25 protein-coding genes are annotated in these 20,373 nt (G+C 55.6%); 14 read left to right on the top strand and 11 right to left on the bottom strand.

The window, feature by feature from the left end; translation table 11 throughout:
• Positions 1-6 precede the first annotated feature (6 nt).
• The 9 genes from AC2FFD_RS15245 to AC2FFD_RS15285 all read left to right on the top strand — a co-directional run bounded on the left by AC2FFD_RS15245 (position 7) and on the right by AC2FFD_RS15285 (position 6,947).
• On the top strand, positions 7-651 hold the full coding sequence (locus AC2FFD_RS15245) for a VirB8 family type IV secretion system protein (RefSeq protein WP_475190782.1): 645 nt from the start codon (positions 7-9) through the stop codon (positions 649-651).
• Complete coding sequence (locus AC2FFD_RS15250) at positions 651-1,466, top strand: TrbG/VirB9 family P-type conjugative transfer protein (protein ID WP_475190786.1); 816 nt, start codon at positions 651-653, stop codon at positions 1,464-1,466. The genes AC2FFD_RS15245 and AC2FFD_RS15250 overlap by 1 nt, the downstream gene beginning before the upstream one ends.
• Positions 1,466-2,149, top strand: coding sequence for a hypothetical protein (locus AC2FFD_RS15255; protein WP_475190791.1), 684 nt, complete (start codon positions 1,466-1,468; stop codon positions 2,147-2,149). Before AC2FFD_RS15250 ends, AC2FFD_RS15255 begins: the two co-directional genes overlap by 1 nt.
• Entirely contained in the window at positions 2,149-2,994 is an 846-nt protein-coding gene (locus AC2FFD_RS15260; protein WP_496873480.1) for a TraB/TrbI/VirB10 family type IV secretion system protein, read from the top strand. Before AC2FFD_RS15255 ends, AC2FFD_RS15260 begins: the two co-directional genes overlap by 1 nt.
• Entirely contained in the window at positions 2,981-4,213 is a 1,233-nt protein-coding gene (locus AC2FFD_RS15265; RefSeq protein WP_496873481.1) for an ATPase, T2SS/T4P/T4SS family, read from the top strand. The genes AC2FFD_RS15260 and AC2FFD_RS15265 overlap by 14 nt, the downstream gene beginning before the upstream one ends.
• Positions 4,214-4,225: 12 nt before the next feature.
• A complete protein-coding gene (locus AC2FFD_RS15270) occupies positions 4,226-4,384 on the top strand; it encodes a hypothetical protein (protein WP_267366665.1) in 159 nt (52 codons plus the stop codon).
• Positions 4,377-6,269, top strand: a complete 1,893-nt coding sequence (locus AC2FFD_RS15275; protein WP_267366667.1) for a type IV secretory system conjugative DNA transfer family protein — start codon at positions 4,377-4,379, stop codon at positions 6,267-6,269. Before AC2FFD_RS15270 ends, AC2FFD_RS15275 begins: the two co-directional genes overlap by 8 nt.
• Before the next feature lie 205 nt (positions 6,270-6,474).
• Positions 6,475-6,669, top strand: a complete 195-nt coding sequence (locus AC2FFD_RS15280; RefSeq protein ID WP_209251525.1) for a YqaE/Pmp3 family membrane protein — start codon at positions 6,475-6,477, stop codon at positions 6,667-6,669.
• 2 nt (positions 6,670-6,671) lie between these two features.
• Complete coding sequence (locus AC2FFD_RS15285) at positions 6,672-6,947, top strand: hypothetical protein (RefSeq protein WP_209251527.1); 276 nt, start codon at positions 6,672-6,674, stop codon at positions 6,945-6,947.
• Between the two features lie 585 nt (positions 6,948-7,532).
• On the opposite strand, the gene AC2FFD_RS15290 is transcribed toward AC2FFD_RS15285, so the two are convergent.
• The 3 genes from AC2FFD_RS15290 to AC2FFD_RS15300 form a co-directional block, all read right to left on the bottom strand.
• Positions 7,533-8,570 carry a hypothetical protein gene (locus AC2FFD_RS15290; protein ID WP_267366499.1) on the bottom strand — a complete coding sequence of 346 codons (1,038 nt, stop codon included), beginning with the start codon at positions 8,568-8,570 and terminating at the stop codon, positions 7,533-7,535.
• Positions 8,571-8,657: 87 nt separating this feature from the next.
• Complete coding sequence (locus tag AC2FFD_RS15295; protein ID WP_267366497.1) at positions 8,658-10,487, bottom strand: relaxase/mobilization nuclease domain-containing protein; 1,830 nt, start codon at positions 10,485-10,487, stop codon at positions 8,658-8,660.
• Positions 10,484-10,903: a hypothetical protein gene (locus AC2FFD_RS15300; RefSeq protein ID WP_267366496.1), complete on the bottom strand. Its 420-nt coding sequence runs from the start codon at positions 10,901-10,903 to the stop codon at positions 10,484-10,486. The genes AC2FFD_RS15295 and AC2FFD_RS15300 overlap by 4 nt, the downstream gene beginning before the upstream one ends.
• A 183-nt stretch (positions 10,904-11,086) precedes the next feature.
• Here AC2FFD_RS15300 and AC2FFD_RS15305 point away from each other — a divergent pair, with 183 nt between their 5' ends.
• Positions 11,087-11,494, top strand: a complete 408-nt coding sequence (locus tag AC2FFD_RS15305) for a hypothetical protein (protein WP_267366495.1) — start codon at positions 11,087-11,089, stop codon at positions 11,492-11,494.
• Between the two features lie 27 nt (positions 11,495-11,521).
• Positions 11,522-11,770 (top strand): hypothetical protein, encoded by a 249-nt coding sequence (locus AC2FFD_RS15310; RefSeq protein WP_475190819.1) that lies wholly within the window; start codon positions 11,522-11,524, stop codon positions 11,768-11,770.
• A gap of 10 nt (positions 11,771-11,780) precedes the next feature.
• Here the strand turns inward: AC2FFD_RS15310 and AC2FFD_RS15315 are convergent, their stop codons facing one another.
• The 5 genes from AC2FFD_RS15315 to AC2FFD_RS15335 form a co-directional block, all read right to left on the bottom strand.
• A complete protein-coding gene (locus AC2FFD_RS15315; protein WP_475190822.1) occupies positions 11,781-11,939 on the bottom strand; it encodes a hypothetical protein in 159 nt (52 codons plus the stop codon).
• Positions 11,940-12,180: 241 nt separating this feature from the next.
• Positions 12,181-12,429, bottom strand: a complete 249-nt coding sequence (locus AC2FFD_RS15320; protein WP_475190824.1) for a hypothetical protein — start codon at positions 12,427-12,429, stop codon at positions 12,181-12,183.
• Between the two features lie 41 nt (positions 12,430-12,470).
• A complete protein-coding gene (locus tag AC2FFD_RS15325; protein ID WP_475190827.1) occupies positions 12,471-12,758 on the bottom strand; it encodes a hypothetical protein in 288 nt (95 codons plus the stop codon).
• A gap of 62 nt (positions 12,759-12,820) precedes the next feature.
• Positions 12,821-13,378: a hypothetical protein gene (locus AC2FFD_RS15330; RefSeq protein ID WP_475190830.1), complete on the bottom strand. Its 558-nt coding sequence runs from the start codon at positions 13,376-13,378 to the stop codon at positions 12,821-12,823.
• Between the two features lie 57 nt (positions 13,379-13,435).
• Complete coding sequence (locus AC2FFD_RS15335; protein ID WP_475190835.1) at positions 13,436-14,308, bottom strand: DUF932 domain-containing protein; 873 nt, start codon at positions 14,306-14,308, stop codon at positions 13,436-13,438.
• 772 nt (positions 14,309-15,080) lie between these two features.
• On the opposite strand from AC2FFD_RS15335, the gene AC2FFD_RS15340 reads away from it, so the two are divergent.
• Entirely contained in the window at positions 15,081-15,284 is a 204-nt protein-coding gene (locus AC2FFD_RS15340) for a hypothetical protein (RefSeq protein ID WP_267367303.1), read from the top strand.
• Positions 15,285-15,684: 400 nt separating this feature from the next.
• On the opposite strand, the gene AC2FFD_RS15345 is transcribed toward AC2FFD_RS15340, so the two are convergent.
• Positions 15,685-15,885: a hypothetical protein gene (locus AC2FFD_RS15345; RefSeq protein WP_170424883.1), complete on the bottom strand. Its 201-nt coding sequence runs from the start codon at positions 15,883-15,885 to the stop codon at positions 15,685-15,687.
• A 484-nt stretch (positions 15,886-16,369) separates the two neighbouring features.
• On the opposite strand from AC2FFD_RS15345, the gene AC2FFD_RS15350 reads away from it, so the two are divergent.
• Positions 16,370-16,537 (top strand): hypothetical protein, encoded by a 168-nt coding sequence (locus AC2FFD_RS15350; protein WP_496873482.1) that lies wholly within the window; start codon positions 16,370-16,372, stop codon positions 16,535-16,537.
• A gap of 197 nt (positions 16,538-16,734) precedes the next feature.
• On the top strand, positions 16,735-17,448 hold the full coding sequence (locus AC2FFD_RS15355) for an SOS response-associated peptidase (protein WP_475190839.1): 714 nt from the start codon (positions 16,735-16,737) through the stop codon (positions 17,446-17,448).
• 195 nt (positions 17,449-17,643) lie between these two features.
• Here the strand turns inward: AC2FFD_RS15355 and AC2FFD_RS15360 are convergent, their stop codons facing one another.
• Together AC2FFD_RS15360 and AC2FFD_RS15365 are read right to left on the bottom strand one after the other, a co-directional pair.
• Positions 17,644-18,186, bottom strand: a complete 543-nt coding sequence (locus AC2FFD_RS15360) for a hypothetical protein (RefSeq protein ID WP_475190843.1) — start codon at positions 18,184-18,186, stop codon at positions 17,644-17,646.
• A gap of 95 nt (positions 18,187-18,281) precedes the next feature.
• A complete protein-coding gene (locus AC2FFD_RS15365) occupies positions 18,282-20,177 on the bottom strand; it encodes a ParB/RepB/Spo0J family partition protein (protein WP_475190846.1) in 1,896 nt (631 codons plus the stop codon).
• Between the last annotated feature and the right edge of the window lie 196 nt (positions 20,178-20,373).

Here is a 20,373-nt window from a genome sequence, read left to right on the forward strand (position 1 = left end):
GAGCAAATGTCACACGTGACAGATCACGAAAAAGAACTCTTTCTGGGCGCACGCCGCGATGCCTTCAAATGGCAGGTGTTCGGCATGGCTGGTATGGCAATGGGCGTGGCCTCTATAATCGGCTGGGCGCTGCTCCTTCCCTTGAAGGAAATCCGCGCGGTGCCATTCTCCATTGATCCGGACACAAAACTGCCGGTGCTGCTGACTGAAAAGGTCGAAGAACTGGAACCTTCTGAGGCGATGGCCTTCCGGGAAGTCGCAAATTATGTGCGCGACCGGGAAACCTATGATGTCCAGGACAACAACGATCGCCTGAAATCGGTACTGCGTCGTTCTGATGAGCTGGCCGAAACGTCTTACCGCGAACTGTGGGATGGGTCGAACGACAACCATCCGGACGAAATCTATACGCCCAAAACAAAGGTGCAGACCGAAATTCTGGGCGTGTCGCCGGTCAACGATGAGACGGTGCAGGTCGAGATCCGCAAGTCCCTGATCGTGCCAAACCAGGCAACGGCCTCAGCCCGCTACGTGGTCACAGTGACTTACGGGTTTGAGGAAAAAATCGTGACATCGATGGATGAGCTTCTGGAAAATCCATTCGGCTTCGTCGTCACCAACTACCGCGTAGACGCAATGGGAGACATCTGATGCAGCGTTCTTTCAAAACACTCACCGCCACCGCAGCAGCAGTTTTGGCATTCTCTACGCCTCTACTCGCTGAAATCACACCGACGCCAGACGGAAAAAACGCGGATCACCGCATCACGCATTTTCATTACGTCGAGAACCAGGTGTACCGCATCCCTGTGGGTGAACGCCTGATTACATATGTTCACTTTCCGCAGGGCGAAACCGTCCGCAGCATTGGTGCGGGCGACACGGAAAGTTTTCAGATCACCCGCCTGCAGGAAGGTCGTGTTATTGCGTTCAAGCCGGAAATCCTGAACTCGGATTCGAACCTGACCGTGCTGACCAATCGCGGGACATACAACTTCTATCTGGTTCCGGCCGAGAGCGCCGCCGAACGTAAACGAGTACCGTTCCGGGTCACGTTCTATAACAAGAACAACAGCGGCGGGACCACAACGCGCCGTGGCACGGTGGCACGTAGCGAGCCGAAACCAACAGGCCGCTTCGTCAACCAAAACTACTCGCGCTCGGGCAAAGCGGAGTTTGCGCCTACCGCCGTTTGGGACGATGGCGTTCACACCTATATGCAGATCCCACAAGATGCGGAGCTGCCGGGTATCTTCCGTGTCCTGCCGGATGGACGTGAGCTGATGGTGAACACCACAGTCAAAGAGCGCGGCATTATCCAGGTGCAGGGCCTTTCCGATCTTTGGACACTGCGCATCGAGGACACTTCGATCTGTGTTCGAAACGATGGCGACGAGTTTCAGCAGGCAAGTGTGAGCGGTCGGCCCGTCACTTCACAGACAGTTAAACCGGGGGGCAGCAAGTAATGAACCGCGATCAGACAATTGCGGCACGGGCGGCGGCTGAACAGCCGTCGCAACGTGTCCGGAAGAAGTTCGACCCTAAGAAGCTGATGACCGTTGCAATCGCAGGAGCGGTGTTCCTGGGCTTTGTATGGTATGTCATGGGCGATGAAAACAAAAGCACGAACACGGGTGTCCGCGTTGACGCTTTGCAACAAGGTGGTGGCGAGCGATACGGGCTTTTGACCGCACGGGGACCAGAGGCCGATGAGCCGGAACCAGAGGCTTTGCCCGAGGAAATTGCGGTGGCAACGCCCGACTCAACTCCACAGCCGGTTGAATTCATTGGGTTTGATAAAGCCTTGAAAACAATCGAGCAACAAAATGGCCGGATTTCCGATCTGCAAGATGAGCTGACGGATGCCAAAGTTTCGCTGTCGGAAAAAGACGGTGAAATCGCAACGCTGACCCTGACCAACGAACGCCTTCAGGTCAGATATGATGAGCGAGAGAAGAAGTTCCAGACGGAACTTGCCCAGGCCATCGCAGATGCAGAGGCCCGGGCGCTTGCCAGCGTGAGCCACTTACAGACTACGGGTCTGACTGATGATGAGCGGCGCAGGCTTGAAGAACTCAAGCGGATGCGCGAGCGCCAAAACCAGTCAGACGGCATCGTGTTCGATGAAAACCCATACGGCAGAAACTAATGGAGCTGACGATGAACAGAACAGCAATCACCCTCGCCCTGGTCACGTTGGCGTCAAGCGCGATGGCACAGGAAGCACCCGGTCAAAACTACCAGCCGATCAATGGTGGATCGCAGCCGGTCATTTTCCAACCCTTCCCTGCTGCCCCGCAGCCGGTTCAAGTCCAGCCAGACGACACCCGCCTGCCTGAAGAACAACGCGGCTATCAGGAAAACCAAAACACGACATGGCAAAACAATCTGGTTGAAGAATATCCCCCCATCGTCGGGGCCGCGATCATTGACGATCCGTCGCGCACCTTAACGCAAGGCACGGTTTTATCGGCTGTGTTCGGTGGCGCGGTCAGCTCGGAACTGCCCGGTAGCGTCGTGGCGACGATCACACGTGGCGTCTACTCGATGGACGGCACTCGTTTGCTTCTGCCGCGTGGATCGAAGCTTTATGGCGAGTATCGAGCGGATACGACATTGGCGCAAACGCGCATCATGATTGTTTGGAGCCGTGTCATTACACCTGATGGCCTGTCCGCTCAGATCGGTTCGGCTGGTACGGATGGTCAAGGCCGGACTGGTGCGACCGGCAGGGTGAATACACACTTTGGGAAGCGGTTCGGAACTGCTGCGCTGTTGTCCATCATCGGCATTGCGCCGGTGGCGTTGGTGTCTGACAGCGATAGCAACAACTCGGTTCGCACGGATTTGGCAACGCAAGTGGGGTCTAACCTGCAGAACGCCACGGCAGCGGCGCTTGATGAATACCTGCGCATTACTCCGACAATCTTTGTCGATCAGGGCAGTCGCATCAATGCGATCCTGCAGCGCGACGTTTTGTTTGATAGCTTCTGAGCGCGAGCCAATGAGCCGACCGCCTCAGCGGCCCTTCCGGCCGCTCCCTGCACATTCAAATGCGGTAGCGGCCTTTTTTGGAGCAAATTCAGCACTTTTTGGAATCAATGAATCTTGTGTAGGTGCGTTCGCGTTCGAGGCAAAGCCGAGAGGCCGCGAAGGCAACCTCCAGTGTTCCAAAAAGTGCTCTACCAAGGACAAGAACATGAGCGGGCGGAACGGTAATAGTCTTCTGGAATACTATACAGGCAAGATCGCGCATCTGTTGCACGACGAAAGCTTGAGCGAAATTTCTGTAAACCCTGATGGTGCAGTCTGGGTCGAAGAAATGGGCACAACGCACATGACCAGGACAGACATCACTCTGAACAGAGACGATGTAGCAAACATCGGGCGCTGCGTGGCCGGTTTCAGCGATGTAACATTCGGAGAAAAGAAGCCGATTGCGACGGCCAACGTGCCGACACAGCAGGGTAAAGCGCGGGTGCAGGTCGTGATTCCGCCAGCAACAACCGGCGTGGGGTCCGTTGCGATCCGTCTCCTGCGCGTGAAAACTGTCGATCTAGGCGCGTTCAGCTTCGCCAGCAAAGAGGCCGCATTGGCGGAAAGCAACGATCACAGTGCACTCGAAAATGCCCGTGCTGCCCTTGCAGCAGGCACGATGAGCTTTGACGAGCTGGCCGATCTTGCGATGCTTAGCAAATGGAACGTGATCATTGCGGGGGGCACGTCGTCTGGCAAAACCACCGTTCTCAATGCAATGCTGAAGCGCGTCGATCCGGGCGAACGGATCGTGACGATTGAAGAAGTGGCCGAGTTGGACATCGAGCAACCCAATGCTGTCGATCTGCTTGCCGACCGTTCCGAAGAAGATGGCCCTCGATCACCAACAAAGCTGCTGGAATCGGCGCTGCGGTTACGACCTGACCGCCTCGTCTGCGGTGAAATCCGGGGCGACGACGCGAATATGTTCCTGGAACTGGTGAATACCGGCCACGATGGATCTGTCTGCACCATGCACGCCAACTCGCCCGTCGATGCCATTGGACGGATGAGTAAAATGGTGCGGCGCGGATCTCCGACCGTCCAAAAGTCAGAGGTGGTCGATGACATCCGAGCGACCATTCACATGATCGTTCACATGAAGAAAATCGGGGACGAACGGAAGGTCAACGGCGTGATTTTTCCGCCGCTGATGACCGCTGAACAACTTATCTGAAGGAGTACAAAGATGAAGCAATTCGAGTATCGAGACGTGCCTTTTTCGGAACGCGACGACGCCAGCGAGAAATTCGCAAAGCTGGGCAAAGAAGGTTGGGAAATGGTTGGTGTCGCACGTGCTGAATTTGGCATCGTGTGCTTCTTCAAACGCGAGCTGGTCGATGGCTGAGTTTCAGGATCTACCCAAAGGCAAGAAGGTAGCGATAGCCGGTACAATGGGCTTTATCGCTACCTCGGCTTGCGCGGTGTTGGTGATCGGGCTGGCGCTCGAATACATCAACACCAGAGGCTTTCGCGGGCTGGACATCTGGGCGATCCCAGAGAAGTTCATGGCACAGCCTGCAGAGACGCAGCAGATCATGGGTCTGGTGGCGGTGGTCGCAGTGGGTGTTTTGACCTTTGCATTTGTGGCGGCTGCGCTGCGTGGTCCCTCAACGAAATACGGTGATGCGACCTTTGCAAAGGCCCCTCAGCTCGTCCAGGAGGGCTATGCTTCGGTGCTGAAGCTCAAAGACCAATTGGATAGTGAAATCGTGTTTGCCAAATTTGGTGAGCCAAAGGACAAAAACGCAATCTACTATAAGCCCGGTCCCGGCGTTCAAAAGCCACACGCGATGTTCATTGCCCCGTCTGGTTCGGGTAAAACCAGCGGTTTTGTGATCCCAAATGTTCTGCGTTTCAATGGTTCTTGCGTCGTCCTGGACATCAAGGGTGAGATTTTCCAGACCACGGGTGCGCGTCGGGCAGCAATGGGCGACGAGGTGTTTGTGTTCGACCCCGAGAACCCCGACAAAAGCCACAGCTACAACCCTCTGCGCCGTGCAGCACGTGCCGACAATCTGGATCGGCGATGGGAAGAAGTGATTCAGGTTGCAACCCAGATGTTCGACACGCCTAGCTCGTCCGCACAGGGCTTTATGGGTGGTGTCGAGGGCATGTTCTGCGCAATGGCGATGTTGGCGATCAAAAGAAAGCGGCCATACATTTCCGAAGTCCTGCGCCTGGTCAAAACGACCAAGCAAAAGGACTATGAGAAAATGGCTGAAGAAGTTGGATATGCGCGAGCTGCAGATGAGTTTCTGAATCTTGCAGCCGAAGAATCCAAAATCTTGCGGTCAACGATTTCGGTTATGAACAACTCCGGCCTTCAGCTCTGGCGTAACCCGTCAGTGGCAAGAGCCACGCAGGGCAATGACATCAACTTTGAGGATCTGCGTCGGCGCCCTACCTCGATCTACTTTTCTGTACCAGGGAAGAAGGTCAAAGAGTTCCGGACGCTCATTCGCCTGTTCTTCCTCGATCTGGTGAACACCATCGAAACCGTTGAGCCGGGCGAAGATGAGCCGTTCAAGGTTTTGATGCTGCTCGATGAGTTTCAGCGCCTCGGCCATCTTGAGCGCGTCGTTGAAGCGTATGACACCATGCGATCGTTCGGTGGCCGGATCATCGTGATTTCGCAAACGCTGTCGCGCCTGCAGGACATTTATGGGCATGAAGGTGTGCGGGCGATGCTGGCAAACGCCGGGACGCAGATGTTCGCAGCCTCTGAGGATTCAGAGGTACGCGAACACGTGTCCAGGTCCATCGGTGACAAAACCGTATTGAGCAAATCGAAGTCTCGGGCGCTCGGCAAAATGGAAATGGGCAGCATATCGGAACGCGAGGAAGGCATTCGCCTGCTCCGGCCGGAACACGTTGGCCGATTGCCTGAAAATGAGGTTGTGCTTATCCGCGAAGGCAAGATGCCGGTGATTGCAAACAAGATCCGATACTTCGAAGATCCGTATTTCATGCAGTTCTTGGGTGGCGATAGTCCGAAGATCAAGGGCACCCACCTCGATCTGGCTGCAGACCAAGCCAGGGACACGGCAAAGGCGCTGGCTGAAGCGAAACCGGCCCCTGCCCCGGCGAGAGAGGTTTCGGAAAAAGATCAGGAGCTTCAGGCGGCATTTGATGCGCAGCGCACGGTCGCAAAGCGGAAAAGCCGGTCAGCGAAAGACATCGCGATGGAGAAAATGAGAGCCAAACGGCCTGAAAGCAGTGCCTCCGCTTGACGGGGGTGCTGTTTCAGTAAATCTCTGCTTTAAGTGGAACCGTTATGTGGGAACGTATTTCAACGGTAGAGTGGTGCCCACCCGCCATCATTAGGTGTCTTGAGAGAGATAAGCCCACGGGCGAGGGAAATCAGACTCGGGTAGTCATGTTCGTGGTTCGAGTCCGCGACGGTTCCACATAACACAAATGACAGGATGACTTTTGATGAGATTGATACTGGCGATACTGCTTCCGTTTGTGGTGTTTTTCACGATCAGAAGGCCATTTCAGGGCTTTTTCTGCCTGCTCCTGCAACTGACGCTGATTGGCTGGATACCAGCGGCCATTTGGGCCGTGTATTCGCTCAGCCAGTACAATACTGACAAAAAGATCAAAGCCGCGACTAAGGATAGGGCATAGGAATGGATCAAATCGAGCTGGACCAGCTACTCGAAGAAATCAAACCTCAAATCGCAGAAATCAACCGGGGCGCTCAGATGATGGACGCTGAAACGGATGAAAAAAAGAAGCTAGTAGGTTCGTCTGTTGTGAACAAAGCTGTGACGAAAATCATTGAGAAGGGCGGTATGCCCCTGCTCAGAGCGGCATTCAATAAGGTGGACCCTGAACGGCAGAGAACAGTAGAGCTGCAGTTATTCGCTGTTTCTGACAAAACCGGTGCAACCTGGCTTCCCTGATTTGTTGACCACCCCAAACAAAGAAAAGCCGCCCTAGGGCGGCTTTTTCATTTGCGATGTATCGCACTCAGTTCTTGCCAGAAGCTCGGCGCATTCGCCGGATACACCGATTCATGATTGTGGTGCGTTCGGCTCGTAGTCTCTTCAGAGCTTCTTCTTTTCGCTTAATCCGCCCGTGCAGCTTTGCAAGACGGACTATTTCCCTCTGTTCCGCAAACCTGAGCCATGCAGCCCGAAGCCCGAATACACTGTCAGGTTGCGGTTTTATGACCTTTTCAGGGGGCGGGTTATTGTGCCCCATCATCGCCGCAAGATGTACAGTTGAATGCGCTCCACAATCGTTTTGGTTTGCCGCCAACATCATTAGCCTCCTGCACCAGAAGTATCAGCCGATGGGCGGGCGACCCGGACCACGCATTGTTCCAATTCAGCAATCTCACTGTTCCCGACAACACATTTCACTACCGCAAGCCGCCACTCAGTAGAGAGGCGCTTTTCTGTGTGCATATTGATTGCGTACCAAGTTCCAGCGGCGGCGGCGAGCAAGATCAGAATGCGAACAATCATCTATTATGTCTTCCGTCGTCAAAGGCTGTGACCATCATCTTCATGGATGAGAATGGCCTGCTCGCGGGTATGGACAATTTCCCGAACAACGGCGGCAATCTTGCTGGATGAGACCTGGTGCAGCTCACCGACAACGGCCTCGGCGCGCTCGTAGCTGTCCGGAACGCCTTGGCGGTTAAAGTGGGCAGCAGCGGTGGAAATGTCCGCGTCGCGCCAAGTCGCCGTTGTGCCGGCTGAAACGCTGTCATGATCGTTGTAGCGGGCCAGGAACTTGTTTCCATCGAGTCCGAAGCTGTTGGCGGTTGCAACAATGTCGTCACGCAATGCCAGCCATTTTTCGGCCTCGGACGGGTCCAGGTTGTCCAACTCGGCCGCATTCATGGATGTGGTGTATCTGTCGTCATCAACAGTGTACGCTTGCAGGTCGGTATCGTATGGGCGTAGCTCGGCAACATCGCCCTTCAGCTCTCCGATCTGGACGTCCATTGCGGCACGCAAATGCGGATCTTCGACCTCTCGCGCAAGTGCCTCCATGTTCTCGATGGAGTTCACAATGTCCTTGGTCTGCTGTTCGTAGTTCTCGAAACCGGCCTGCCCCAGAGCGGATTGCATATACTGAACATAGCGATCACCGGGCGACTGGTAGTCGTCGGAATCCTGAAAACCTTTGTCGCCGGACAGATCGGCAAGGGACGAATAGTAGGGATGATACAGGTCGTATTCTTGAGCATCGTTCATGTGCTGAGAAACCAAAGCCTGCATATCGTTCAGATCAACCGGCTCCCCTGACCGCTCCGCAGCCTCCAATTCGATTTTCAGTTCTTCGACCAGATCTTTTTGCGCCGTATGTTCGTCGACACGGCGGCTGGCCTGGTCCTCGATGTCGAAGCTCTTTGAAGCGATGGCGGCACGATCAAAGCCCATCGCCTGCTGTTCTTTCTTGATGATGTCGATCTGCTCAGAAACGCGATCCTCGCGCAGGGCGGATTGATCAAATTGGGAATAGGGTGCGAAGTGTTCGACTTCGTTCAAAAGATAGTCTGTACGCGAAACCATAGTTTTTCCTTTGCGAGTTGATGGAAAACTCTGTGATGGATCTGCCTGGGGCGTTGGCGCGCTCATCAGGCAGACAGGGTGAACTCCTTATAGGCTGTGTCCGTCATCGTCGCACCGCCCTTGCAAGAGCGGGTGCGTTGCGTGGGCGTGAACCTCTGAGAGTTCTTCTGAGATTGCGATGATCCTGGAAGAAGCAAGCTGGTGCAGTTCGTCAACAACGGCCTCCGCGCGGTCGTGGCTGTCCGACAATCCTTGAACCTGGAAGTGAGCCGCTGCGGTCGAAATATCGTCGCTGCGCCATCCCATTGTTGTGCCCAAAGTGACGTTTTGGTGGTCGCCAAAGCGGGCAACAAACGCCTCACCATCGAGGCCGTAGCTGCTGGCCGTGTCGGTGACATCCTTGCGGATCTCCGCCCACTGTTCGGCCTCTGGATAGTCGAGGGTATCCATTTCGGCGGTATCCATCAGCGTTGAGTAGCGGCGGTCCTCGATGATGAAGGCTTGAAGGTCAGGATCGTTGGTGCGCAGATCCGCAACGTCGCCCTTCAGCTCGCCAATCTGAATGTCCATTGCGACACGCAGATTTGGGTCGTCAACCTCACGGGCAAGACCTTCCATCTTGTCGATTGATTGCAGCAATTCTTTGGTCTGAGACTGGAAGTCCTCATAGGCACCCTCGCCCAAGGTGTCCTGCATATAGACCTCGTAGCGGCGTGCTGCCGGGGCATAATCAGCGGACGCCTGGAACTCCTTGTCATCGACAATATCAGCAAGGGCAGACAGATACGGATGGCTCTGTTCGTTGTCCCGAACGTCGCTGATATGTGCAACAACCTGAGCCTTCAGCTCGGGCGCGATTGTTTCCTCAGAACCGCCTAATTCGATGTGTCGCCGCAAGTTGCTCATGACTTCGGGGGACACATAAGACGGGTCTCCCGGCTCACCGTAATCATCAAAATGATGGGCTTGGTCTAGTAGATGTTCCATTCTCGATACCATAGGTTCCTCTCCTTCAACGAGCATGATGGCAAACTCTTCGATCCGGTCTTTGACGGCGTTGGCGCGCTCATCAAACAGATCCGACATTCTTGCGATGGATAGAGTCATCACATCGGCGGCCATGTCGCGGGCCGTAACTTCGACTTCCGGGGTACTTTCAACAACCGACATTCCGGCCTGAACTTTCCACGTATCGGTCTCGACTTCCTGCCGCAATCCGCGCTCGAGGCGGGTCGTTGCGGTCAGCTCAATTCCGTATTCCTCAGCAACCTCGACCTGGATTGAGCGCTGAACGTCGATGTTCATTTCGCTGCTCATACCCATAGCCAACCACTGCCCATGTTCGACGCCTCGGTTGTTCACAACGATGTGGACATGGGGGTTGTCAGTGTCGTTATGGAACACTGTCAGGTAGTCCCAGGTATCGCCAAAATCACCGCTGCCAAATAGCCGATCTGCGAACTCTAAACCGGCCTCATGAGCGGCGTCCGGATAGGTGCCTTCGGGAAAAGAAACGATCATGTGACGGGTGTAACCGTAGTTGGTTTTCCCGTTGAAATCCTCGGCCCAGGTCTCGATCAAATCACTGACCTGATCCGCATCGAGCGGGGTCACGCCATTGTCTCGGATGTCCAACACGCCCTCTGCCCTGACGGTCAGATAGTTGATCTGGCGGCGCAGCTCGTGCGCGTTTTTCACACCACCTTTGCGGACGTGCTTTACAACCGCCTCGGGCTTTCCCACCACGGCACCCAGCCGCGCCTTGATGGATGATGCCCGCGAAACCATGAACTTCATGCGCTTGGCGGTCTGCAACTGCTGATTGATCTGCTTGGAACGATCGACACCCTTCTGAGCTTCGCGAAACGCAAGCTCTAAGAAGTCACCTGCTGTCAGATCGTGGGTTGCAGCGTTCATGCGGCGGCATCCCAATCGTCATCACGCAAGATCCGGCGAATGGCAGATTCCGGCTCACGGTTTCGGCGGGCCGCTGTGATCATCGCCTTCAGGTCTTGCCGGTGCTGGATGATCGCGCGATGGAGGTTTTCGACGTCGCGGCGGTCGTCATCCGTCCAGATCACCGTGCCGCGTTTGGAAGATTTCGCGAGTTGGTTGAGGTTGGTGTATCCACCCTGAACCTGCCGCAAATGCTTCTGCCAAAGATCCACAACAGCGGGGTCAGGGTCGAGATACCCAATCAGTCGATAGATCAGACGCTGGATGATCTGATTGCGGCTCTTGGCTCCCAGCACGGTCACAGCCGCTTCCAAACGCTCCAGTGCATCCGAAGGCAAACGCACGGAAAAGACGGTGGTGTCGGCGGGCTTGCTCAATGTATACCTCTGGTTGCATTTTTAATTTGTAACACAACTACCTTATCCTGTCATACTCACCAAGAGCAAACCGACGCGATTTGAGAAATCTGTATTTTCTCCAATCGTGGTCGGAACAGTTTTGCTCTTGGTGGCAATGTCCACGCCGGGAAAAGGGTTCCGCCCCTTTTCCAACCAACAGGCGTGGGTGCCGGTGGACTGGCGCAGGGCAATCACGCAAAGCGTGGGCTGCCCGAACAGCGCCCGTCACTTTCCGGCACGTTAAATGCAATCTGCATTTTCCGCGCGCCTGGGCGCGCTCAACTTCCCGACGCTGTGGCGGCGGGTGCCGACGAGTTGGCATTGGCTCTGCCGGTCAGGTCAGAGCGCCAACAAATCGGCTGGGCTGCAGCCGCGCGACCCGACGAGTTGACCGGCTGTCGTTCGTCCGGTCAGGGTGTCTCGGTCGGGATCTTGGCACAGTGGCAGTCGCGCGGCTTCGCGTTGGGTGGCGCGAACGGGGACCGAGCGGCCAGCCTTTACGCTGGCTCTGAACGGACCCGTGGGATAGATGCTGAGAATAGAAGGGTTGAAGATTTTCAGACCGCGTGAAAACAGCACTACCGGAGGTTGTGCATTGTGAGAGCTTGGGATTTCCCGTTTGAGCTGGTCCGGATCAACTGCAAGACCTGCGGGCGGTACGGGCAGTACCCGAAAAGGCGGTTCATTGAGCTGGTCGGTGCTGACACGCCGCTGCCCTCGGCGCTGAAGATCATTGCCAAAATATGCGACCGTGAAAAGGACGGGCTGGCCCTGCACAACCGATGCGGCGCGGGCTATCCGGACCTCGCCTGGATGGTCGATGACAGGAAGAACAGGACGCGCTGAAAGGGCGGGGTCAGTCTCGCGCTACGGTCAGTCGGGCAGCACGGTCAGACTTCCACACCACGATAGTGAAGCGCTGTTCTGCGCGCCAGCAAAACGCGGATACGGGTGCCACCAAAAGGGCACCGGCAACAGCAATGTCGATGGTGTGATGAACACATTTCTCAAGCATCGGAATCCTTCTTTTGGTGGTTGCGGACCGGGCACGGAATGCCCCGCCGAATTTCGGTGTCGGTCATGTCAAAACACCATCCGGCGTCATGACCGCACTGACCGCATTTGAAGTGCCCGCCCTTGGCGGTTCGCCAACCGGGCATCAAACCGGGGGCTTGACCCACATCAGCCGCGTGCATCAAAACGCGCCGCGTTCGGCGCGGTTGATCGAGACCCGGCAAGGTGAACTGGCGGTGCATCTACCCTGCCTCTGGCAAAGGCTCATCCATCCGAGTCTTGAAACGAATGGTCGCGTCTAGCGCCTCATCCCCGGTTTCGGCCTCCGGCACTCCGGGGACCAACCACGTGTCATTCCATGACATGCGGGCGCGTCCATCCAGTTTGCGGGTCAGCTCGTCCTCTGTCCCTTCGCCAATACAAATCCCGCCCTCGATGTTTGGATGCTTAGAAAGTTCGATGTGTCCAGATCGGAAACAATGGGCATACATTGAACGGTCCTTTCGGTTTCAGTTTTCGGGCTTCGCCCGGCTTAGTGCTGCCAGTTGTCCCGGCCATATTTGCGGCCAAGAATGGTGATGCGATCCTGCCCGTCGATAGGCACGCTCTGGTGGACAAGCTCACCAAACGGGTTGACGCCGTAGACCGAAACATCGTCGCCGCCAAAACCGTAGATCACGAATTTCCACGGTCCCCGGCCCTGCTCACGGGTTTGAAAAAACCCGTCGAAGTTTCGGCATTCCCAGGCACCGGCCCACCAGTTTGCGCCTGGTGTTCCCTTCTCGCTTGGGGCCATCGGTATCAAATCAAGCTGCTGCATTTCTGCTCTCCATCGGGCAAATGGCGGGGGCCGCTTTTGCGGCCTCCCGGCTTTGCAAGGTTTCAGTGGGCGGTGGTCTCGGGCTGATAAGGGTCGAGTTGATCAGAACCCGAATAGTCGGAGTAATCGACAAACGCCTCGCGCAGATCGGCCAGCGAGTGATTGTCAAAATCATCGACGCGCTGATCCTCGTCCGGAATCTCGTCCTCGTTGGCCTCGTGAATTGCGTGCGTCAGATCCTCGGCAATCTCTTTGAAATCTGTGACGGCAATCGGACCCTCGCCGTTGCGGGGGTAATATCCATAGTGAATGTCGCCAGCCATGAACCCTTTGCCGGTCTCGTTGGCGATCTGGCGCGCGATCCGCACAATGTCACGGGGGTTAAACTCGTCATGAACCGCATCGGCCACAAAACAGGCGTCCTCGTCGGACCCGTCTCTATGCCAGCCGTAGATCGTCCAGAACTCGGCCCATCCAGCTTCACATTGAACGGTTGCCTGTTCGCTTTCGTCGTGACGTACCGGCGCAATGGTGAACCACTCATATTTTTCCAGCGTGTCACCTACCGGCAAATTGTTGAAACGCTCGTGGGCGACTGTGTTGATGATGTTTGCTTGCATGGTCTCTGCTCCGAGTCAGGGGGTATGCGCGGCCCGGATCGAGCCGCGCGCTGTTCTTCAGGCTGCGAGGCTTACGCCCTTCAGCTCGGCCATCTTTTCGGTGAGAGACCAGATTGCCCGGTTCAGAGCTTTGTTCTGGTCGATGCCCTTGACGCCACGGGTGCGCTGTCGGCGTGCGCGGCCATTGGCATCTTTGACACGACCATGCAGCCCGCCCTTGATGACGTTCTCCTGCAGAACATTGCCAACGGTCCACAGATCGGTCAGGCGGTCGGCATTGCGGCGGGTTCTCAACAGAGCGTCAGCCTGAACCGGCGCGGGCTTTCCATCTTCTTTGTGAGCCTCGGGAAAGCGCAGTTCATGCACCACTTCTGCGAACACTTTGCGCTCGGCGTCGTCCAGAGAGATACCTTTGAAGGTTTCAACCTGCTCGGCCACATGGGGCGCATCTTCCAGAACGGTGTAAGCACCTTCGATCACTTCGAGAATGGCATCACCGGAATGGCGCACCTTCACCTCGTTAAAGCTGTCACCGACCATCAAGCCATTCGCGCAGACGAACCGAAAGAACCCCGGCACCATCTGGTATGACGATGTTCCGTCATTCGCGTTGACCAGGATGATTTCAAAGGCTTCGCCTTCGGCATTGGTGATCGACCGGTGACGCAGGCGCAGCATGTGCTTGGTGAACTCGGCTTTGCCTTCAATGCGGGTGTTGGCCTGCTGAGCAAAGAATGGGTCAAACCCTTCTTTACGCAGTCCGGTCAGAACGTCGATTGTCGGCACCACAACAAAGCGGTCAGACCGGCTTTCGTGGGCTTCGGTTGCGAAGATCGAGGGCACGGCGGAGCGCAGTTGATCATCGGTCAAGGCTTCACCTGTGACCAGACCACCGCAGGACATTCCGCTCATATAACGATTGTAACCCATAGACTAATTCCTTTCTTTCGTGGCGATGCGGTTGCCGGTGTTTCCCAGCTTTCCGCCAATGGGCGCGACCTCACTGTTCTGTTAGCTGATAGATCGCGTATCTATCAGCTGGCAGAACAGGGTGGGCAAAGCCCAGCCTGTGGCCTGGGGCGGGACTGTCACGGGGTCGGAGTGGCAAAAAAATGGGAGGGAACCGCGCGCTTGCGCGTGGGAGGAACCGGTTTTTTTGACATGGAGACGACGCGCACCGCGCGGCGCTTGCCCCTTGACCGGCCCGACGCAGGATGCGGGCGGATCGGGATGATGGGACCGGCCTGCCGGTCACAGCAGACCCACTATTGGACAATGCCAGGGCCGGGGTGAGCGCGCTTTAGCGCGTCGATCCCCTGCCCTGTCCAATAATCAATGCGAGCCGCGCGCCTCGCGCGGATCTCCCAGACCTCTTGCAAAAGCGGGCGTTACCCTTTGGGCCGAAACAAGCATGTCCTGGCGACCATTTGGCCGCGGTTAAGCTGGCTCGGGACGAGACAGATTCACCGCTACCCGGGTCGAAGGGAGAAAGGACGTGATTGGTTCGGGTCGGAGGCCGGTGTGCCGGCGTCCGACTAGCACGCGGTCACGCGCCCATAGGCGCGGGATTTGCCCGGAAACATTTGTTAGCTTTGATCGCCCAACATATCAAAAAAAACACGCAATATTTTTCCCAAACAGGCGTTTGAGCTGAATCTCGATGATAAATAGAGGCTCATAGTTAAATCATAGGAGAAAAATTATGACCAAAACATTCACTGTAAAATACACCAGAGCAGATGAGACAAATGCTGAAGCCACCCGCCAGTTTGAAGACACTCCAAATCTGGGCGACGGGTTGGAATTTGATGGAGAAGGCTTTGAAGTTACGTTTGTAGCTGAAGGGCAAATCAGTGAGCCAAACAATATTGTGTGGGCTAAATCGACTGGTTTTTTTGTTGAGTAAACAGAACGACTTGCGTAGCGACACATTGCGTTCTTCGCTACGCATAACTTCGGTTGTGTGTAGCGCATCTAACTGTACAGGTAACGGCGGTGTGCAAGCCGCCACAGCTCGATCCAAGGTTGGGGGAAGGGATCAAGGCCACCTTGAGGGGGTCAAAGGAGCCTTAGCGCCGTGGCGGCTTCGTAGAGTGGTCAGTATTGTTGACTCGCGTATGAGTAGAGACGTGAGTGTCGCTAATCAACCTATTCTGCAAAGTGAAACATAGTTGTGATGACGCTGGGTCAACCAGCGTGAAACAACGGAGTGTACCGCCACCCCAAAATCGCCCAAAAAGGCGGTTTTGGGTCCGGCCTGAAGCCGGAGCAAAAGAAAGGGCGACTTGCGCCGCCCTGCCCTTCCCTCAGTTCTGATCGTCGTCGTCATTCCGTTTCGGGAAGGCCACCATTTCAACGCTGGGGAACATATCGTGTTTGACGGTGATCGACTTGATTTCGCCGCTCTCGTCATCGGTGGTTACAAAGAGAACCCCGCATTTGTTCCAGAAGTTCTTGCCATCTTTTTCACCGGCTTTGACGTTCAGTTTCAGAGTTTGAGTTGCCATTGTTTGATCCTCGCTTTTGAGTGTTTCGATGAACATGGAAGAAGCGGGCACAAAGAGGTTGTCAGCAGGTAATTTGTTCCGCGAGGAATGCGCTGAAGGCGCAGGGGAAATTACCTGTTGAAGCGGAGCGCCCGGAACGGGGGCTGCGCGGCTACCACGACTGCCCCGCTTATGTTCATCTTGAAAGAAACACGTGAGCGAGGATCTTCATTGGCAACGGGTTTGAGGCTGTCAGACCGAGTGAAAGGCAAGAACTTCTGGGGCGAATGCGTTCGGGACATATGACCAGTGTGCAACGCAGCGAAATCAAGTCGATCTGACACAAGCGCAATGCGCAGATCCGCGAGCTGGTGGCCTTCCCGAAATGGGATGACCTGCGGAACAAAAACTAAGGGCGCATTGGCGGCGCAAGTCGCCCTTTCCGGTCGGCGGAGGCGAAAGGTCGGATTTCTCAGCGCAAGGCTCAATCTCCGAGCATAACTGTTTGCCACGTTTGTATGACGCGGCCAGGGCGACGAACTGGAACGCGGCCAATATCTTCAGCTCGTGGGTTCCAGACCTCGACCTGCACGTATTCCCGGCCATCCTTATGACATGCAAACGGGGGGATATGGAGCGGCCAGTCGTGGCCTACGATCTCAACGAGATCTGAGGCAAGATAGGTCACTCGGCGGCGGCAAAGGTTGCACCGAAGGGTTAAGACCTGGTGCGACAGAGCCGCGTCCTTCATGGTGCGAAACGGCTTGCCGGGATGCGCGCGTATTGGTGGGTTCGAAGCAGGCATAATGAGAACAAATAAAGAACACGCGCAACCTTGTCCAAAGCGAACTGCGCGCATAGCCTGTCTGAATGTGTAACCTGTATTCGAACACGACCACGCAAGAAGCCATGCGGCAACTGTTCAACGTGCCTGCCGCGCGCGATGAGCTGGGCAATGCATCAGCGCAACCGGCAATCTTTCCAGATGGGCAATCGGTGATCGTAACTGCTGATGACTCTGGAGAAAGATCACTGCGCATCGCCCGGTGGGGCTGGAAGAAGGTCAAATTCAAAAACAAAAATTACGAGACGTGGCTGACAAATGTTCGGAATCTCGACGGCTGGCCTTGGGAGAATGTGATAAAGGACCAATCCCAACGATGCCTTGTCCCAGCGTCCTCGTTTTCGGAATACCACCCGACAGAGAAGATCCCCGGAGCGACAGGCAAGCCGATCAAGGCGGCGAGTTGGTTTCGGCTGACTGGCGAAACAGAACGACCCCCTTTTGCTTTCGCCGGAGTTATGCGCCGATGGGATTGGGAAAAAGACGGTCTGCGGAAGAAGGCCGATGCCGAGCTGCAGGCTTCAGGTGCGCAAGTTACGGCTATGGCGTTCCTAACCACAGAACCTAACAGCATAGTTGCACCGATTCATCCGAAGGCCATGCCCGTGCTGCTGCGAACTGAAGAAGAGTTTGAGATATGGCTGAAAGGATCTGCTGACGAGGCCAAGGCATTGCAACGACCTCTGCCAGATGACGCGCTTGAGTTGGCGTTCACGGGCCAAAAGTCTGACAACGGATAAGCCGCGTAGGTGGGATTGGCCGCTATTGCGGCCGTCAAAGCGAAGCGACCAGTCGCGCTGGCACATGGGGCGAATGCCCCAGGTGACAAGGGACACCAAAGGAACCTCAAAGCCAGGATAACGGCAAAAGAAAAGACCCGCCGAAGCGGGCCAAGGTCTCTCGCCACGAGAGGAAAACAAAAAAGCTCGTTGAGGTTAGCGGTTGCGCGCCCGATCGACAACGCCGTCATAGGTGATCGCGGTAATCCGATCTTCAGTGCGGCGGGTCATCTCGATCCCGTCACCCGTCATTGTTGTTTCAGCGTGTTCGGTCCATTTGAAGATACTGCCATCCGCTTCGACATGGGTTTCATCTTCGGCGGCACGGCGTTTGACAGAACCATCATGGTGAACCTCAATGATTGTGCCGTCTGCCATTCGGACGGTTACAGAATGGTCATCAACAGCAACCCCTTGCCACCAGATTTCAGCATCGCGGCGCACAACAATCCGATTGGGATGCAGCTTGATTTGCACATCTTGGGTATCTCCAGGGTCGGCGGCTTTGACCACAACAATGGCCTCTTGCTCGGCAGGGGCACCATGAATTGACGCGCTGCCGTTCTTCGGCGGCCAGAACTTCGGTTCATCGCGTTGGCGTTTGTTCTGGTCCTTATGAAACGCAATATACATCTGCGCGGACTTCCAGACGCGGCGGGCGGCTTTTTCAACCTTTGTTACGGCGGTTGTATTTGTCATGTCTAACAGTCCTCAAAATTCCGGTCTGCAACTCGGCTTACTGGCGATTCTCGCATCGTCTGGAACAGGGCGCAATGCGCCCTGCCCCAATTGTTTTAGAAGCACTCAGGAACCCAAGCGTCGATCCGGGCTTTCTGTTCGGGGCTGACGCGCAAAGCCTTTTGATGCTCTGGATCGTTGAACAGCTTGTGCATCGCTTCGTTCTTCTCGCCCTTTTTGGACTTGCTGAACGCGCGGTAGTCGTCGGTATCCATGTGCAAATCCAGAAGGTCTTTGTACAGTTCATCCAACTGTACACCCTTGAGCCGTTTGAAGCAGTTTTCAGCCGATGGCGTCCAAATAGACCGGATGTCTGCGCCAACATCTTCGGCAATCTCTGCCATAAAGTCGGGACGCTGGGTCGTGAACCGGCGCGCAAGAAACGCGGTGATTTCGCCGTTGCGGGACTTTTTGCCCAGATCGCGGAACGCCTTGAACGCTTCCACACTGCCCTTACCGGCCATTTCCTGAAACTGGTTATAGGCTTTTTCGGCTTCCTCGTCGTGCTCACCACCAATGCGCGGATCAAGATTGAACTGGTCGTCAATCTCGGGCTTGTTTGTCTCTGCACCGCCGTAGCCGAACCCGAAAATGCTTTCATAGTGACCGGATGCCGGGGTCGCATAGAAGGCAAACAGGCTCAGAACATATTCGGGCTTGTCCAGCATGGCCGTTTGAACAGCCGCCAACCGGATCGCCTTCATGTCGTCAATGAACTTTTGAGAGAAAGGTGATTTCTCTGGCTGTGTGCTGTTGTTGCCGGTGGCTTCGCTAGGGGCTTCGGTCAGAGGCTCCAGAAACTCCGCTTCGACAGCTTCGGCCTGTTGCTCTGGCAGTATGAGCCCGCGCAACGCTGATACCTGACCGCTGTTGTTCACAAAGACCATGATCCCGGCAAGAGCCTTTTGTTCGGGCAGATATGAGGGCTGTAGAACCTTTTCGAGTTCTGCCAGTTCGGCCTTGCCTTCGTCGTCCAGCGCCTCAGCTTCTTCAAGCTCGGCCAGTTCGTCATAGCGCTCTGCCTGTTCTTCGGATAGGACGCCATCAAACGGTTCTGTCTGCTCCGCGCCAAACTCGGACTTCATTTCGTGTGGCAACGGATAATGATCGTCCGTAACCTTCGCCCATGCCCATCCTTCGGACGTGCGCAACGCCTCGGCTTCGGCTTCCATTTTCTCGGCAAATAGCCCGTTCAGAATTTCGGGGTCGTTGAAATAGGTCTGTGATTGCTGTGCAAAAAGATCAGCGGTTACGGTGCCACCCTTTTCTTCATAGGCTTCCCGACCAACAAATTTCGCAATCCGGCTGGTGCCGCTGATGGCCTCGACTTTCAACATGCGTTTTACGTCATGTTCACTGTACCATCCGCCTTTTCTTAGCAGGTCCAGCACTTCGAGAATTTTAGCTTCGTCTTGGCTCACTGTCATAGCCTGAGCAAAGCCCATGCTGATTTCACCGGCTTTCACGGCATCCAAGACAGGATCAGGCAGATCGGCCAGCGCGAGGCGGCGGCGCACATGCGCCTCGGTCACGCCGAATGCGTTGCTGATCTTGCCAACAGAAAGGGATTTCGCGGCCATTTTCCCGTAGGCGCGAACCTCGTCAATCGGGTCCAGTTCTTCGCGGGCTGTGTTCTCGGCATTGGCCCATTGCTCGGCCACAAAGGGGTTATCGGTGATCTTGACCGGCACCTGCGCCAAATCGGGGCGTTCGGTCACAGCGATGTTGAGGGCGCGGAAACGGCGACCACCTGCGACGATGCCGACTTTACCGTCCTTATCGCGCAGACCGCTCAAGTTCTGGATTAGGCCGCATGTGACGAGGCTTTCTGCCAGCAGGGCAATGCCTTCGTCGGCTACTTCCTGACGCGGGTTGATTTCAGACAGGTACAGATCGGACAGTGCAACGGTTTCGATGATTTCCGGTGCGGTGAATGTTTCGAGTTTGCTCATTGGGCAAGTCCTTGTTTCGTGGCTAAGTTTTTGTTATTGGTGCCCTACCCCTTGCGGGGTAGAGCGAGGCCGCTTAGGCGGCAGCTTGAGTTTTCAAGAAGGCGAGGCCGATCTTGGCGGAGAGACCTCCCTTTTTGATCAGCGCATAGGCTTCACGCTTACGCTGTTCGATCATTTCAATGCTCATGGTGTTCAC

It is taken from the genome of Ruegeria sp. YTSC002, assembly GCF_059609845.1.

Coding starts and splice junctions, on each gene's coding strand:
- AC2FFD_RS15245 (WP_475190782.1), top strand. CDS start 7: ATGTCACACGTGACAGATCACGAAAAAGAACTCTTTCTGGGCGCACGC.
- AC2FFD_RS15250 (WP_475190786.1), top strand. CDS start 651: ATGCAGCGTTCTTTCAAAACACTCACCGCCACCGCAGCAGCAGTTTTG.
- AC2FFD_RS15255 (WP_475190791.1), top strand. CDS start 1,466: ATGAACCGCGATCAGACAATTGCGGCACGGGCGGCGGCTGAACAGCCG.
- AC2FFD_RS15260 (WP_496873480.1), top strand. CDS start 2,149: ATGGAGCTGACGATGAACAGAACAGCAATCACCCTCGCCCTGGTCACG.
- AC2FFD_RS15270 (WP_267366665.1), top strand. CDS start 4,226: ATGAAGCAATTCGAGTATCGAGACGTGCCTTTTTCGGAACGCGACGAC.
- AC2FFD_RS15275 (WP_267366667.1), top strand. CDS start 4,377: ATGGCTGAGTTTCAGGATCTACCCAAAGGCAAGAAGGTAGCGATAGCC.
- AC2FFD_RS15280 (WP_209251525.1), top strand. CDS start 6,475: ATGAGATTGATACTGGCGATACTGCTTCCGTTTGTGGTGTTTTTCACG.
- AC2FFD_RS15285 (WP_209251527.1), top strand. CDS start 6,672: ATGGATCAAATCGAGCTGGACCAGCTACTCGAAGAAATCAAACCTCAA.
- AC2FFD_RS15290 (WP_267366499.1), bottom strand. CDS start 8,570: ATGGTTTCGCGTACAGACTATCTTTTGAACGAAGTCGAACACTTCGCA.
- AC2FFD_RS15295 (WP_267366497.1), bottom strand. CDS start 10,487: ATGAACGCTGCAACCCACGATCTGACAGCAGGTGACTTCTTAGAGCTT.
- AC2FFD_RS15315 (WP_475190822.1), bottom strand. CDS start 11,939: ATGCTTGAGAAATGTGTTCATCACACCATCGACATTGCTGTTGCCGGT.
- AC2FFD_RS15320 (WP_475190824.1), bottom strand. CDS start 12,429: ATGTATGCCCATTGTTTCCGATCTGGACACATCGAACTTTCTAAGCAT.
- AC2FFD_RS15325 (WP_475190827.1), bottom strand. CDS start 12,758: ATGCAGCAGCTTGATTTGATACCGATGGCCCCAAGCGAGAAGGGAACA.
- AC2FFD_RS15330 (WP_475190830.1), bottom strand. CDS start 13,378: ATGCAAGCAAACATCATCAACACAGTCGCCCACGAGCGTTTCAACAAT.
- AC2FFD_RS15335 (WP_475190835.1), bottom strand. CDS start 14,308: ATGGGTTACAATCGTTATATGAGCGGAATGTCCTGCGGTGGTCTGGTC.
- AC2FFD_RS15340 (WP_267367303.1), top strand. CDS start 15,081: ATGACCAAAACATTCACTGTAAAATACACCAGAGCAGATGAGACAAAT.
- AC2FFD_RS15345 (WP_170424883.1), bottom strand. CDS start 15,885: ATGGCAACTCAAACTCTGAAACTGAACGTCAAAGCCGGTGAAAAAGAT.
- AC2FFD_RS15355 (WP_475190839.1), top strand. CDS start 16,735: ATGTGTAACCTGTATTCGAACACGACCACGCAAGAAGCCATGCGGCAA.
- AC2FFD_RS15360 (WP_475190843.1), bottom strand. CDS start 18,186: ATGACAAATACAACCGCCGTAACAAAGGTTGAAAAAGCCGCCCGCCGC.
- AC2FFD_RS15365 (WP_475190846.1), bottom strand. CDS start 20,177: ATGAGCAAACTCGAAACATTCACCGCACCGGAAATCATCGAAACCGTT.